This window comes from Oryzihumus leptocrescens (assembly GCF_006716205.1).
In the GTDB taxonomy this organism is placed as follows: domain Bacteria; phylum Actinomycetota; class Actinomycetes; order Actinomycetales; family Dermatophilaceae; genus Oryzihumus; species Oryzihumus leptocrescens.
The window spans coordinates 1-13,972 of record NZ_VFOQ01000003.1 but is presented as its reverse complement, the minus strand read 5'-3'; the positions used below and the strand labels follow the sequence as shown (position 1 = coordinate 13,972).

At 71.0% G+C, this 13,972-nt stretch carries 12 protein-coding genes, 2 tRNA genes and 1 pseudogene; 11 read left to right on the top strand and 4 right to left on the bottom strand.

What is annotated here, in order from left to right; genetic code table 11:
* Positions 1–3 precede the first annotated feature (3 nt).
* A complete protein-coding gene (locus FB474_RS19470; RefSeq protein ID WP_246092691.1) occupies positions 4–780 on the bottom strand; it encodes a response regulator transcription factor in 777 nt (258 codons plus the stop codon).
* A gap of 599 nt (positions 781–1,379) precedes the next feature.
* On the opposite strand from FB474_RS19470, the gene dnaN reads away from it, so the two are divergent.
* The 11 genes from dnaN to FB474_RS21285 all read left to right on the top strand — a co-directional run bounded on the left by dnaN (position 1,380) and on the right by FB474_RS21285 (position 12,164).
* The gene (dnaN, locus tag FB474_RS19465) at positions 1,380–2,513 is read left to right on the top strand and encodes a DNA polymerase III subunit beta (RefSeq protein WP_141790537.1); all 1,134 of its coding nucleotides are present in this window, start codon (positions 1,380–1,382) and stop codon (positions 2,511–2,513) included.
* 87 nt (positions 2,514–2,600) lie between these two features.
* Positions 2,601–3,518: a phosphogluconate dehydrogenase (NAD(+)-dependent, decarboxylating) gene (gene gnd, locus FB474_RS19460; protein ID WP_141790536.1), complete on the top strand. Its 918-nt coding sequence runs from the start codon at positions 2,601–2,603 to the stop codon at positions 3,516–3,518.
* A 29-nt stretch (positions 3,519–3,547) separates the two neighbouring features.
* Positions 3,548–4,744, top strand: a complete 1,197-nt coding sequence (gene recF, locus FB474_RS19455; protein ID WP_141790535.1) for a DNA replication/repair protein RecF — start codon at positions 3,548–3,550, stop codon at positions 4,742–4,744.
* Positions 4,734–5,282, top strand: coding sequence for a DciA family protein (locus tag FB474_RS19450; protein ID WP_246092686.1), 549 nt, complete (start codon positions 4,734–4,736; stop codon positions 5,280–5,282). The genes recF and FB474_RS19450 overlap by 11 nt, the downstream gene beginning before the upstream one ends.
* A gap of 343 nt (positions 5,283–5,625) precedes the next feature.
* Positions 5,626–7,650, top strand: a complete 2,025-nt coding sequence (gene gyrB / locus FB474_RS19445) for a DNA topoisomerase (ATP-hydrolyzing) subunit B (protein WP_246092763.1) — start codon at positions 5,626–5,628, stop codon at positions 7,648–7,650.
* A 91-nt stretch (positions 7,651–7,741) separates the two neighbouring features.
* A complete protein-coding gene (gene gyrA, locus FB474_RS19440) occupies positions 7,742–10,390 on the top strand; it encodes a DNA gyrase subunit A (RefSeq protein ID WP_425465324.1) in 2,649 nt (882 codons plus the stop codon).
* Entirely contained in the window at positions 10,387–10,941 is a 555-nt protein-coding gene (locus tag FB474_RS19435; RefSeq protein WP_246092684.1) for a DUF3566 domain-containing protein, read from the top strand. Before gyrA ends, FB474_RS19435 begins: the two co-directional genes overlap by 4 nt.
* A 338-nt stretch (positions 10,942–11,279) precedes the next feature.
* Positions 11,280–11,356: transfer RNA gene (locus tag FB474_RS19430), tRNA-Ile, on the top strand.
* Between the two features lie 33 nt (positions 11,357–11,389).
* A complete protein-coding gene (locus FB474_RS21030) occupies positions 11,390–11,515 on the top strand; it encodes a DLW-39 family protein (RefSeq protein WP_221632705.1) in 126 nt (41 codons plus the stop codon).
* Positions 11,516–11,559: 44 nt separating this feature from the next.
* Positions 11,560–11,632, top strand: a tRNA-Ala gene (locus FB474_RS19425).
* A gap of 298 nt (positions 11,633–11,930) precedes the next feature.
* Positions 11,931–12,164, top strand: a complete 234-nt coding sequence (locus FB474_RS21285; protein WP_246092682.1) for a lipopolysaccharide assembly protein LapA domain-containing protein — start codon at positions 11,931–11,933, stop codon at positions 12,162–12,164.
* 86 nt (positions 12,165–12,250) lie between these two features.
* Here FB474_RS21285 and FB474_RS19415 read toward each other — a convergent pair whose 3' ends face one another.
* The 3 genes and pseudogenes from FB474_RS19415 to FB474_RS21580 all read right to left on the bottom strand — a co-directional run.
* On the bottom strand, positions 12,251–12,538 hold the full coding sequence (locus tag FB474_RS19415; RefSeq protein ID WP_141790531.1) for a hypothetical protein: 288 nt from the start codon (positions 12,536–12,538) through the stop codon (positions 12,251–12,253).
* A gap of 157 nt (positions 12,539–12,695) precedes the next feature.
* Positions 12,696–13,205 (bottom strand): TOBE domain-containing protein, encoded by a 510-nt coding sequence (locus FB474_RS21585; protein WP_425465326.1) that lies wholly within the window; start codon positions 13,203–13,205, stop codon positions 12,696–12,698.
* Between the two features lie 120 nt (positions 13,206–13,325).
* Positions 13,326–13,754, bottom strand: a pseudogene (locus FB474_RS21580) (ATP-binding cassette domain-containing protein); the annotation flags it as partial.
* Positions 13,755–13,972 lie beyond the last annotated feature (218 nt).

Genomic DNA, 13,972 nt, shown 5'->3' with positions numbered 1-13,972 from the left:
GTGTCAGGTGTTGCGACGAGCGGCCATCTCGGCGAGCTCGGGCTGGCCGAAGCGGTAGCCGACTCCCCAGACGGTGCGGATCCACTCCTCGTCACCGAGCTTGCGGCGCAGGTTGCCCACATGGACCTCGACCAGGTGGGTGTCCTTGACCCACTCCGTCTTCCACACCGTGCGCAGCAGGGCCTCCCGGGTCCACACCCGCCGCGGCTGCCCGAACAGGGCCGCGAGCAGGTCGAACTCGGTGCGCGTGAGGGTGAGCTCCTCGCCGTCGAGCACGGCGACCCGGCTCTCGACGTCAACGGTCAACCGGTGGGCGGACTCCTCCGGAGGCACCACCCCGGCGGTGGCCGCGGCCTCCTCGGGGGCCGGCGGCTCCACGGCGGCGCCGGCGGCGGCAGGGGCACCACCGCGCGGTCGGCGCAACATGGCACCGACCCGGGCACGCAGGTCACGGGGGCTGAACGGCTTGGTGATGTAGTCGTCTGCGCCGATCTCCAGGCCGACCAGCTGGTCCACCTCGTCAGCACGGGCCGAGAGCATGATGACGTAGGCGTCGCTCATCGACCGGATCCGGCGGCAGACCTCGAAGCCGTCGATGTCGGGCAGGCCGAGGTCCAGGGTCACGAGGACGGGTTGACGTTCACGGACCAGCTCGAGCCCCTCGGCGCCGGACGAGGCCGAGAAGACCTGCAGGCCCCGCTGCTCGAGCACGGCCTGGACCAGGGCCCGGATGTCCTCGTCGTCCTCGATCACCACCGCGGTACCGGCCGCTGTGTCCACCCCTGCACCCCCGTTCGCGCCAACCGCGGTCACCTGGGTGCCCATGCTAGACATTTTCGGACGAGTTTCGGGGACGTTCCGGCCGATGGCTCGTCCACAAGGTTCTCCACACCTTGTGCGGTGGGCGTGACCTCACTGTGACCCGACGTCTCGCACAAATGACGTAGTTCTAGTCCACACATGTGCACAAGCCTGTGGATAACCACGGGCGTTCTCCACGCCCACACACATGTGGACAGACCCGTGGACAACCGGTGCACGTCCATCCCCTGCCTGTGGACAGCTCCTGGGCACCGGTGGAGAGCCTGTGGACACAGATTTTCCGTCCACAGGCGGACCTGGTTGTCCCCGACCCGCGTCCACAGCTCCTGCACACGGCCGCCGCGGCGGTGACCAGCCCGGTTGGCCGCTGTCCACACTGTCCACAGCCCCTAAGACAGTGATGAGACATCCCATCCACTCATCCCGCCCCGAGTACCAAGCCTGTGCACGGCTGTGGGTTCACGGAACTGCATGACTTGGTTTTCCCAAGTCGGTGGCGGGCACTAGTGTCAGCACGCACTCTTGTGAGTCGTTGGTCTGCGAAAGGGCGGGTACTGGTGAAGTTCAGGGTCGAGCGCGACGTTCTCGCCGAGGCGGTCACGTGGGCGGCGCGGGGTCTGCCAACACGCCCCCCGGTCCCGGTCCTCGCCGGCGTGCTCCTCGAGGCCAGCGCCGAGGGCACCTTGACGCTGTCGGCCTTCGACTACGAGGTGTCCGCACGCGTCACCGTCCCGGCCGAGGTCTCCGAGCCCGGCACGGTCCTGGTGCTCGGTCGCCTGCTCGCGGACATCTCCCGCAACCTGCCGGCCCGCCCGATCGACGTCAGCACCGACGGCAACAAGGTCCAGGTGACCTGTGGGTCCAGCAGGTTCAGCCTGCTGATGATGCCGGCCGACGACTACCCGACGCTGCCGGCCTCCCCCGCCCCGAGCGGCACCATCCCCGGCGACGCCTTCACCCAGGCCGTTGCGCAGGTGAGCATCGCCGCCGACCGCGGCGACACCCTGCCGATCCTCACCGGCGTCCGTGTCGAGATCGAGGGCGACCGGGTGACCCTGCTGGCCACCGACCGCTACCGCCTCGCGATGCGCGAGCTGCAGTGGAACCCCGAGCGCACCGACGCCCACCACGTGGCGCTGGTCCCGGCCCGCACGCTGTCCGACACGGCCAAGGCGCTCGGCGCCTCGGGCTCGATCGAGGTCGCGTTCGGCACGGCCGCCGCCGGCGAGGGCCTGATCGGCTTCGAGGCCGGCCAGCGCCGCACCACCACCCGTCTCCTCGACGGTGAGTACCCCAAGGTCACCTCGATCTTCCCGACCACGGTCGACACCGAGGCCGTCGTGGAGACCGCGGCCCTGGTCGAGGCGGTCAAGCGCGTCTCGCTCGTGGCCGAGCGCAACACCCCGGTCCGGCTGCGGTTCAGCGACGGCCAGCTCGCCATCGAGGCCGGCACCGGTGATGACGCCCAGGCCAGCGAGGCGATCGAGTGCGCCCTGACCGGGCCGGACATCGAGATCGCCTTCAACCCGCAGTTCCTGCTCGACGGCCTCGGTGTCGTCGGCACGGCATACTCGCGGCTCTCCTTCACCCAGGCGAGCCGGCCGGCGGTGCTGTCCGGGCAGGACAAGCTCGATGGCGAGCCGGACGAGTCCTACCGCTACGTGCTGATGCCGGTCCGCTTCGCCAGCTGAGGCGGCCGGGACGTAGCCTGACCCCTTGGGGCCTGCCCACCGGCTGGCCCCGACGCAACGTCTCCACACACCTCGAAGGGGTAAGCCATGCACCTCGGACTCATCGGCCTCGGCAAGATGGGCGGCAACATGCGCGAGCGCATCCGCCGCGCCGGGCACGAGGTGGTCGGTTTCGACCGCAACCCCGAGGTCAGCGACGTCGACAGCCTCAAGGCCATGGTCGAGGCGCTGCCGGCGCCGCGCACGGTGTGGGTCATGGTCCCCGCCGGTGAGGCGACCCGCGCGACGGTGGCCGAGCTCGGGGAGATCCTCGACGAGGGCGACCTCGTCATCGATGGTGGCAACAGCCGCTTCACCGACGACGCCGTCAACGCAGAGACGTTGGCTGCCAAGGGAATTGGCTACCTCGACTGCGGCGTCAGCGGCGGCGTCTGGGGCCTGGAGAACGGCTACGGCCTGATGGTCGGCGGTGACGCCGAGCACGTCGAGCGCGCCATGCCGATCTTCGACGCGCTGCGCCCGGAGGGCCCGCGCGAGGAGGGCTTCGTCCACGCCGGCGCGGTCGGCGCGGGCCACTACGCCAAGATGGTGCACAACGGCATCGAGTACGGCCTGATGCAGGCCTACGCCGAGGGCTATGAGCTGCTCGCCGCCAAGGACATCGTCACCGACGTGCACGGCAGCTTCAAGGCATGGACCCGCGGCACCGTCGTCCGCTCCTGGCTGCTGGACCTGCTGGTCAAGGCCCTCGAGGAGGACCCCGGCCTGGCGAAGATCAGCGGCTACACCGAGGACTCCGGCGAGGGTCGCTGGACCGTCGAGGAGGGCATCGCCAACGCCGTGCCGATGCCGGTCATCTCCGCCGCGCTGTTCGCCCGCTTCGCCTCCCGCCAGGACGACTCCCCCGCGATGAAGGCGGTCTCCGCGCTGCGCAACCAGTTCGGCGGCCACGCCACCCGCGCCGCCGACGCCGGTCCGAGCTCGGGCTCCGGCTCGACCGACTGACGCCGGCCGGCTGTCCCGGGGTCGCCTCCGTGCACCTGCGCCACCTGTCCGTCGCCGACTTCCGCAGCTATGCGGCGGCCGAGCTGCCGCTGTCCCCCGGCATCACGACGCTGGTCGGGCTCAACGGGCAGGGCAAGACCAACCTGGTCGAGGCCGTGGGCTACCTCGCGACCCTGGGCAGCCACCGGGTGGCGACCGACGCGCCGCTGGTCCGCGCCGGGGCCGGCCAGGCCGTGATCCGCGGCGCCGTCGTCCGCGACGGCCGCGAGACCATGGTCGAGCTGGAGATCACGCCGGGCCGGGCCAACCGGGCGCGGCTCAACCGCTCGCCGGTGGCGCGCCCCCGCGAGGTGCTCGGCACGCTGCGCACGGTGCTGTTCGCCCCCGAGGACCTCGCCCTCGTCAAGGGCGACCCCTCCGAGCGGCGCCGGTTCCTCGACGAGCTGCTGGTCGCGCGCCAGCCCCGGTGGGCCGGCGTCCGCGCCGACTACGACAAGGTGCTCAAGCAGCGCAACGCCCTGCTGAAGTCGGCAGCACCGGTGCTGCGCAAGGGATCCGGCCGCCGGCCCCGGCCCGGCGACGAGCCGGTGGAGGACGCCCGGGCCAGCGCCCTGCACACCCTCGACGTGTGGAACGGCCAGCTCGCGCGGGTCGGTGCCTCGCTGCTCTACGCCCGCCTGCGGCTGTTGCACGACCTCGGCCCCTACCTGGCCAAGGCCTACGACGAGGTCAGTGCGGGTCAGTCGGATGCAAGCGTGTCCTACAAGTCCTCGGTGCGAGAGCCGATGGCCACGGCGATCGCTGCTGGCACCGTGCCCACGCTGGAGGAGCTGCACGAGGAGCTGCTCGCCGCCCTCGCCGAGGCCCGGCCCCAGGAGGTCGAGCGCGGGGTCTCCTTGGTCGGCCCGCACCGCGACGACGTGCTGCTCACCCTGGGCCAGCTGCCGGCGAAGGGCTACGCCAGCCACGGGGAGTCGTGGTCCTTCGCGCTGGGACTGCGGCTCGCGGCATACCAGCTCTTGCGGCACGACCTCGGCCAGGACCCGGTGCTCATCCTCGACGACGTCTTCGCCGAGCTTGATGCCGGGCGGCGCGAGCGGCTCGCCGCGCTGGTCGCCGACTGCGAGCAGGTGCTCATCACCGCCGCCGTGGCCGAGGACGTGCCGACCTCCCTGGCCGGTAGCACGTATCGCGTGACGCTGGGTGAGGTCTCCCGTGTCACCTGAGGAGCTGCCCGAGCCGACGCCCGGGGCGCAGGCCGAGGACGCTCCGGACACCGCGGCGGCCTCCGCGCTGGCCCGGGCCCGGGAGGCGGCTCGCGCCAAGGGACTCCGGCCAGGGCGCGCGCCGACCCGGCGCGACCGGGACGCCCGCCGGCAGCGGGTCACCCGGGACAACCGCGACGGCTACCGCGACCCCGCCCTGCTCGGGGACCAGATGGAGCGGCTGCTGCTGGACCGCGGGTGGAACGTCGACGTCGCGGTCGGCTCGGTCATGGGCCGCTGGGCGGCCATCGTCGGCCCCGACGTCGCGGCGCACGTCACGCCGGTGACCTTCGAGGACGGTGTGCTCACCGTGCGGGCCGACTCCACGGCGTGGGCCACGCAGATGCGGCTGATGTCCTCCTCGCTGCTCACCCGGCTGGAGGCCGAGGTCGGCGCGGGCTCGGTGACCGAGCTGCAGGTGCTCGGCCCCAGCGCGCCGAGCTGGTCCCGCGGGCCCCGCCGGGCCCAGGGTCCGGGGCCGCGCGACACCTACGGCTGAGCCATCGACGGGCCGGCGGGTGGCCGCCTCTGGACGCCGGTTCTCGCGCCCTGACGGGGCCGGGCGCGTGGGGGGATTAGGAAACCGGGGTTTTTTCGGCCGACATGGGCCTCTCCGGGCCTCCTGAGCGGGGGTTTGTCGTCATCGACCGGTAGAATGATCAGCAATCGGCGGCTGTCGCGAGCGCAGGTCACGACCGGGATTCCGGTCACCCGTCTGCGCCGCGGGCCGCTTCCCGTGCCCGCGCCTGCCCCTGCAGCGCCGGGCCTGTGTCTGACTGCCACGAAGGAGCACTGTGTCCGAGGTCAGCCCCGACAACATCCCGAACGAGCCCACCCCGGACCTGGTCGCCGTCCCCGCGGCCGCATCTCCTGCCAGTCCCGCCTACGACGCCAGCGCGATCACCGTGCTCGAGGGACTCGAGGCCGTGCGCAAGCGCCCGGGCATGTACATCGGCTCCACCGGTGAGCGGGGCCTGCACCACCTCGTCTGGGAGATCGTCGACAACGCGGTCGACGAGGCCCTGGCCGGGCACGCGGACCGGATCGAGGTGACCCTCCTGGCCGACGGTGGCGTGCGGGTGGTCGACAACGGCCGTGGCATCCCCACCGGCATGAACGAGCAGTACGGCGTCTCCACCGTCGAGCTCGTGCTGACCCAGCTGCACGCCGGTGGCAAGTTCGGCGGCGGGGGTTACAAGGTGTCCGGCGGCCTGCACGGCGTCGGGTCCTCGGTCGTCAACGCGCTCTCGACCCGGCTCGACGCCGAGGTCCGCCAGCTCGGCCACGCGTGGCGGATGAGCTTCGACCACGGCGAGCGGACCGCCCCGCTGCAGAAGATGGAGGAGACCGACAGCACCGGCACCACCATCACGTTCTGGGCTGACGGGGACATCTTCGAGTCCACCACCTATGACTTCGAGACGATCCGGGCCCGCTTCCAGCAGATGGCCTTCCTCAACAAGGGCCTGACCATCACGCTGACCGACGAGCGCCCCCGGGCGGCCGAGGCGGTGGAGGCCGAGGAGCTCGACGAGGGCAGCGCGGCCTCCGAGGAGCCCAAGGCTCGCACGATCTCCTACCGCTACGACGGCGGCCTGATCGACTACGTCAACCACCTGAACGCGTCCAAGCGCTCCGAGACGGTGCACCCCGACGTCATCTCGATCGAGGTCGAGGACGAGGAGCGCCAGCTCTCCCTCGAGCTGGCGATGCAGTGGACCAACGCCTACTCGGAGTCGGTGCACACCTACGCCAACACCATCAACACCCACGAGGGCGGCACCCACGAGGAGGGGTTCCGGGCGGCGATGACCAAGCTCATCAACGACTTCGCCCGCAAGCAGAACCTCCTCAAGGACAAGGACGACAACCTCACCGGCGACGACATCCGCGAGGGCCTGACCGCGGTCATCTCGGTCAAGCTCGGCGAGCCGCAGTTCGAGGGCCAGACCAAGACCAAGCTCGGCAACTCCGAGGTCAAGGGCTTCGTGCAGCGCGCCATGACCGACGAGTTCGGCCACTGGCTGGAGGCCCACCCCGGCGAGGGCAAGGACATCGTCCGCAAGTCGATCCAGGCCGCGGCCGCGCGCATGGCCGCCCGCAAGGCCCGCGAGGCCACGCGCCGCAAGGGCCTGCTGGAGTCCGGCGGCCTGCCCGGCAAGCTGCGCGACTGCCAGAGCAACGACCCGACGATCTCCGAGGTGTTCATCGTCGAGGGTGACTCCGCAGGCGGGTCGGCGGTGCGCGGGCGCAACCCGCAGACCCAGGCGATCCTGCCGATCCGCGGCAAGATCCTCAACGTCGAGAAGGCCCGCATCGACAAGGTGCTCGCCAACAACGAGGTCCAGGCGCTGATCTCCGGCTTCGGCACCGGCATCGGCGAGGACTTCGACATCACCAAGGCGCGCTACCACAAGATCGTGCTCATGGCCGACGCCGACGTCGACGGCATGCACATCCGCACCCTGCTGCTGACGCTGCTGTTCCGCTTCATGCGCCCGCTGATCGAGGCCGGCTACGTCTACCTGGCCCAGCCGCCGCTGTACCGCCTGAAGTGGAGCAACCACGCCCACGAGTTCGCCTACTCCGACCGGGAGCGCGACGCCATGGTCGCCGCCGGTCAGGCCCAGGGCTGGCGCCTGCCCAAGGACAACGGGATCCAGCGTTACAAGGGTCTGGGCGAGATGGACTACAACGAGCTGTGGGAGACCACGATGGACCCCGACCACCGGGTCCTGCTCCAGGTCACGCTCGATGACGCCGCCGCAGCCGACGAGATCTTCGCGATCCTCATGGGCGAGGACGTCGAGAGCCGGCGCGGCTTCATCCAGCGCAACGCCAAGGACGTGCGCTTCCTCGACATCTGACGCGGCACCGCCGGCGGCGCAGCGCGCCGCCGGCGACCACACGTCATACCCACCGTCTTTGAATTGCCATGACAGATAAGGGATTTGGACTGTGACTGAGCAGCCGCCGACTTTCGAGACCGACCGGACCGAACCGGTCGACCTCAACCTGGAGATGCAGCGCAGCTACATCGAGTACGCCATGAGCGTCATCGTGAGCCGCGCGCTGCCGGACGTCCGCGACGGCCTGAAGCCGGTGCACCGCCGCGTGCTCTACGCGATGTACGACGGGGGATACCGGCCCGACCGTGGCTACAACAAGTGCAGCCGTGTCGTCGGTGACGTCATGGGTCAGTACCACCCGCACGGCGACTCGGCGATCTACGACGCCCTCGTGCGCCTGGTGCAGGACTGGTCGCTGCGCTACCCGCTCGTCGACGGGCAGGGCAACTTCGGCTCCCCCGGCAACGACCCGGCCGCCGCCCCGCGGTACACCGAGTGCCGCATGGCGCCGATGTCGATGGAGATGGTGCGTGACATCGACCAGGAGACGGTCGACTTCAAGCCCAACTACGACGGCAAGACGATGGAGCCGGAGGTCCTGCCCAGCCGGTTCCCGAACCTGCTGGTCAACGGCTCCGCCGGTATCGCGGTCGGCATGGCCACCCAGATCCCGCCGCACAACCTGCGCGAGGTCGCCGAGGGCGTGCAGTGGTACCTGCGCAACGCCGAGGCCTCCCGCGAGGAGCTGCTCAACCACCTGCTCACCACGATCCAGGGCCCGGACTTCCCCACCGGCGCGCTGATCATGGGCCGCAAGGGGATCGAGGAGGCCTACCGCACCGGCCGCGGCTCGATCGTCATGCGCTCCGTGGTCGAGGTCGAGGAGATCCAGAACCGCCAGTGCCTGGTGGTCACCGAGCTGCCCTACCAGGTCAACCCCGACACCCTCGCCGAGAAGATCGCCGAGCTGGTCAAGGACGGCCGCCTGGCCGGCATCGCCGACATCCGCGACGAGACGTCCGGCCGCACCGGCCAGCGCCTGGTCATCGTGCTCAAGCGTGACGCCGTCGCCAAGGTCGTGCTGAACAACCTCTACAAGCACACCCAGCTGCAGACGACGTTCGGCGCCAACATGCTGGCCCTGGTCGACGGCGTGCCGCGCACCCTGCCGCTGGACGCGTTCATCCGGCACTGGGTGGACCACCAGATGGACGTCATCGTGCGGCGCACGACCTTCCGGCTGCGCAAGGCCGAGGAGGAGGCGCACATCCTGCGCGGCCTGCTCAAGGCCCTGGACGCCCTCGACGAGGTGATCGCCCTCATCCGCGCCTCGCAGACGGTCGAGACCGCCCGCGACGGCCTGATCGAGCTGCTCGGCATCGACGAGCTTCAGGCCATGGCGATCCTCAACATGCAGCTGCGTCGCCTGGCGGCCCTGGAGCGGCAGAAGCTTATCGACCGCCACGACGAGCTCGAAGCGATGATCGCCGAGTTCAAGGCGATCCTGGACTCCCCGCAGCGCCAGCGCGACATCGTCAGCGAGGAGCTGACCGAGATCGTCGACAAGTACGGCGACGAGCGGCGCACCAAGGTCGTGCCCTTCGACGGCGACATGTCGATGGAGGACCTCATCCCCGAGGAGGACGTGGTCGTCACGATCACCCGGGGCGGCTACGCCAAGCGGACCAAGGTCGACCTCTACCGCTCGCAGAAGCGCGGCGGCAAGGGCGTGCGCGGCGCGACGCTGCGCGGCGACGACATCGTGGAGCACTTCTTCACCACGACCACGCACCACTGGTTGCTGTTCTTCACCAACCTGGGCCGGGTCTACCGCGCCAAGGCCTACGAGCTGCCCGAGGGCGGCCGCGAGTCCAAGGGCCAGCACGTCGCCAACCTCATGGCCTTCCAGCCCGGGGAGCAGATCGCCCAGGTCCTGGACCTGCGCGACTACACCAGCGACCCCTACCTGGTCCTGGCCACCCGCAACGGCCTGGTGAAGAAGACCCGCCTGTCGGAGTACGACTCCAACCGCTCCGGCGGCCTCATCGCGGTCAACCTGCGCGACGGCGATGAGCTCGTCGGCGCGGGCGTGGCCTCGGCGGTGGACGACCTGCTGCTGGTCTCGGTCAAGGGCCAGTCGGTCCGCTTCCACGCCAGCGACGACGCGCTGCGGCCGATGGGCCGCCCCACCAGCGGCGTCACCGGCATGAAGTTCCGCGACGGTGACTACCTGCTGTCGATGAGCGTCATCGAGGAGGGCACCGACCCGGACGTGTTCGTGGTCTTCGAGAACGGCCTGGCCAAGCGCACGCCCGCCTCGGACTACCCGGTCAAGGGGCGCGCCACCCTCGGGGTGCTGGTCGCCAAGATCTCCGAGCGCGGCGGCGACCTGGTCGGCGCGCTGACCGTGGACGAGGACGACGAGGTCATGGTCGTCATGGAGAAGGGCAAGATCGTCCGCTCCCGCGTCGACGAGGTGCACCGCACCCGCCGCAACACCCAGGGCGTGAAGTTCGCCACCCCCGACAAGGGTGATGCCATCGTGGCCGTGGCCCGCAACGCCGAACGCGCCAGCGAGGCCGAGGTCGAGGAGGTCGCCGACGCCGTGGAGGCCTCCGCCCCCGGGACCGTGGTCGGTGCTGCGGCCAAGGACGGTGCGACGGATGTCGAGACGTCCGGCGCGGACGGGGGCAGCGCGGCGCCCGATGCCGTAACGTCGGGTGACGACGTGGACGGCGACACAGGAGGTCAGGAGTGAGCACCGCAGGTCAGTCCGGCGCGGCGACGCGCCCCGACGTGAGCAAGCCGGCGGGATCGCCGAACCGCCCGGCGGAGCGGTCCGCTGACCGTCCGACCGAGGGCATGAGCACCTCGGCGCTGCCGGGCGGCTCGCGCCCGGCCGGCGCTACGGCGACCGGGAGCGAGGCTGCCCGCCCGGCCGCCGCGCGGCGGGTCAAGCTCACCGTCTCGCGGGTCGACCCGTGGTCGGTCATGAAGATGTCGTTCCTGCTGTCGGTCGCCGTCGGCATCGCCGGCGTCGTGCTCATGGCGACCCTGTGGCTGATCCTGTCGGGCATGGGCGTCTTCTCCGACGTCAACCGCACCGTGGAGAGCGTCCTCGGCACCAGCGGTGGCACGAAGTTCGACCTCATGGACTACATCGGCTTCGGCCGGGTGGTCTCCCTGTCGATCGTCATCGGCGTCATCGACGTGGTGCTGATGACCGCGATCGCCACGCTGGGCGCGTTCCTCTACAACGTCTGCTCGGCGCTCGTGGGTGGCCTGCAGCTCACCCTCACCGACGACTGAGCCCACCGGGCTCGCCACGGCGGCCGGTATGCCGCGCACGGACCCGTGCGCACGGCATACCGGCCGTTGTGGTTGGGGCGTGTGGGCGGGTGGCCTGGGCGGCGTCCTGGGACGTCCGCCGGGTTGAGTTATCCACAGGTGGTGGTGGGGTGGATGGTGGTGGCCGGAGTGGCGCGATCACGGCGCCTTCGCCACCACCATCGCTGCCACCATCGGGTTCGCCGGCCGGTGAGGCGCGCGGGCGGGATCCGTTTTGGTCGAGGCGGGGCCGGTGGGGTAATCTCGGGCGTCGCAAGGCCCCGGCGGGCTCCCGCCGAGCCTGCAGTGTGGATGAGTAGGGGCCTATAGCTCAGTCGGTTAGAGCGCTTCCCTGATAAGGAAGAGGCCACAGGTTCAAGTCCTGTTAGGCCCACCATCACATCCCCGGTCCCGCTGGAGGAGTCGGCTCGTGAAGAAGTTCCTGCTGCTGCTGGCCACCGTCTTCGGCGCCCTGGCGATCCAGAAGAAGCTCAAGGCCCAGAAGGCCGAGCAGGAGCTGTGGGCCGAGGCGACCGACCAGCCTGGGACGTTGTGAACAGGCTTTTCCACAGGCTCATCCACAACTGAAGACAACCCCTCGGGGGCGTGGCGCAATTGGTAGCGCACCTGCTTTGCAAGCAGGGGGTTAGGGGTTCGAGTCCCCTCGCCTCCACCCCAGGACAGAGGCCCTTCCCCACAGCGGAGAGGGGCCTCTTTCGTGTCCCTGGCAGCAGCGACCTGCAGCGGGAGGTCCCATCACCGCTCGGTTCTTGTGGTGACGGGTGCCTGGGATGACCATGGGAGCGTCCCGCCGCTGCGGACGCGGAGCTGGGAGGAGGGGTCAGATCATGGCGGCAGCCACTCCTCCCCCGGGGCCAGCTGATGAGGGAGCAACCGAGACACCTGCGACCGGAGACGAGGCCCGGACCGAAACGCGTGCCCCTCGGCTCACTCGAGCGAGTGCCGTCTGGGTGGCCATTGCAGCCGCACTCGTCCTCCTGATCATGCTGATCGCCTTCATGCTGCAGAACACGACGAAGGTCGAAGTCCACTTCCTCGGTCTGAGCGGCACCATCCCGCTGGGGATGGCCCTGCTGATCGCGGCCGTCGGTGGGGGCGTGGTGGTGGCGATCGCCGGGGTAGCCCGGATCACGCAGCTCCGCCTGAACGCCCGCCGAACCCGGCGTGGCACCGTTCGTGCCTGACGCCACCCTCCTGCGGCCGCGCTGGCAACACTGCGCCCACCGCACCCGAGCCTCGTCCGTCCCGGGGGCGACGCCACTCCCGGTTCCTAGGGAGCGCGGTAGGGCTGGTCGCCGCGGACGCCGCGCCGCAGCCGCAGTTCGTCCCGGATCGAGGGCGGCAAGGGAAGGTGGCGCGACTCCAGCGCCGCGGCATACGCCTCGAGTGCGGCCAGGAGCCGGACACGGGCGGGTGACTCGATGGGCGCCCCGCCGTGGCGGGCTTCGCAGCGCTCGTCGGCCCAGGCCTGGCGCGCCTGCTGCACCTCGCGCATGAGCATCGCCAGGACCTCGTCGGTGGCCACGGTCCGCCCCGGCCGGGGAGCGGTGGAGGTCACGGCACGAACCTGGTGCAAGCCACGGGACACCTTCTTCCGCCGGTCTCGACCGGCTCCGCGCCGCCGGAACCCGGCCGCACCTCTGACGGTACGCCCCCAGAGCAAACAGCGAGGCCTGCTTTCAGCCACCGGCGCACCCCCCGCACCGGCGCCAGGCTCAGGACACCTCGGCGGTATGCCGGGTGCTCGCCGACTCGGGGTAGGCGTCGGTCTCGGTCGCCTTGGCCGACAGCCACACGGCCTGCCCCGGCCCGAGCCCGAGCTCGGCCACGGCCCCGGGCGTGACGTCCACCAGCGCCGACGGCGTGCCCTCGACGTTGACCCGCACCCGGTCGGTGAGCAGCTCCAGGCTCTCGATGGTGCCGGCCCACACGTTGCGCACGCTGGCGTGCTCGGGCCGCACGGTGTGCACCGTGATCGCCGAGGGGCGCAGCCCCACCAGCACCCGGTTCGAGCCCCGCGCCTCGGCGGTGGGCGTCACCGCGAGGTCCCCACCACCGTCGAGCGCGACGCTGCCGCGGTCGGGGTCGAGCCGCCCTGCATACAGGTTGAGTCCGACCAGGCGCGCGACGTACTCCGTCGCCGGGTGCCGTGCCACCGACGCGGGGGTGCCCTGCTGGACCACCCGGCCGCCCTCGATGACCAGCAGCCGGTCGCACAGCACCATCGCCTCGAGCGGATCGTGGGTCACCACGAGCACCGGGCCGGCGAAGAACTCCAGGTGCCGGCGCAGCAGGGTGCGCACATCGAGGCGGGTGCCGGCGTCGAGCGCCGACAGCGGCTCGTCGAGCAGCAGCAGCCCGGGCTCGGCGGCCAGGGCCCGGGCCAGGGCGACGCGCTGCGCCTGCCCACCGGACACCTGCGCGGGCCGCCGGTCGGCCAGCTCGGCCAGGTCGAGCCGCTCCAGCCAGCCGCGGGCCACCTCCCGGGACCGGCGCCGGCCCAGGCCCCGGGACCGCGGCGCGAACGCCACGTTGTCCAGCACGCTCAGGTGCGGGAAGAGCCGGTAGCTCTGGAACACCAGCCCGACCGGCCGCTGCTCCGGTGGGACGAACAGGTGCTCGCCGTCGAGCAGCGTGCCGCCGAGGCGGATCGTCCCGGCGGCCAGCACGGTCAGCCCGGCGAGGGCCCGCAGCAGCGTCGACTTGCCGGCACCGTTGGGGCCCAGGACGCCGAGCACCTCCCCCGGCTCGACCGTGGCCGAGACGGCCAGCCGGAAGCCGCCGCGCTCGACCACCCCGTCGACCTCGAGGGCGGCGGAGGTTTCACGTGAATCCACGCTCACGCCGTGCTCCCCGCCCGCAGCCACCGGTCACGCAGCACCGCGAGGATGACCACGGACACCACGAGCAGCACCAGCGACAGCGCGATCGCCGCCTCGGGGTCGCTCTCCAGGGCGAGGTAGACCGCCAGCGGCATCGTCTGGGTCCGCCC

What these genes read in the sequence shown, in the direction of transcription:
- gnd (WP_141790536.1), top strand. Translation starts at nt 2,601, where the DNA reads ATGCACCTCGGACTCATCGGCCTCGGCAAGATGGGCGGCAACATGCGC.
- FB474_RS21585 (WP_425465326.1), bottom strand. Translation starts at nt 13,205, where the DNA reads ATGGTGCTGTGCGACCGGCTGCTGGTCATCGAGGGCGGCCGGGTGGTC.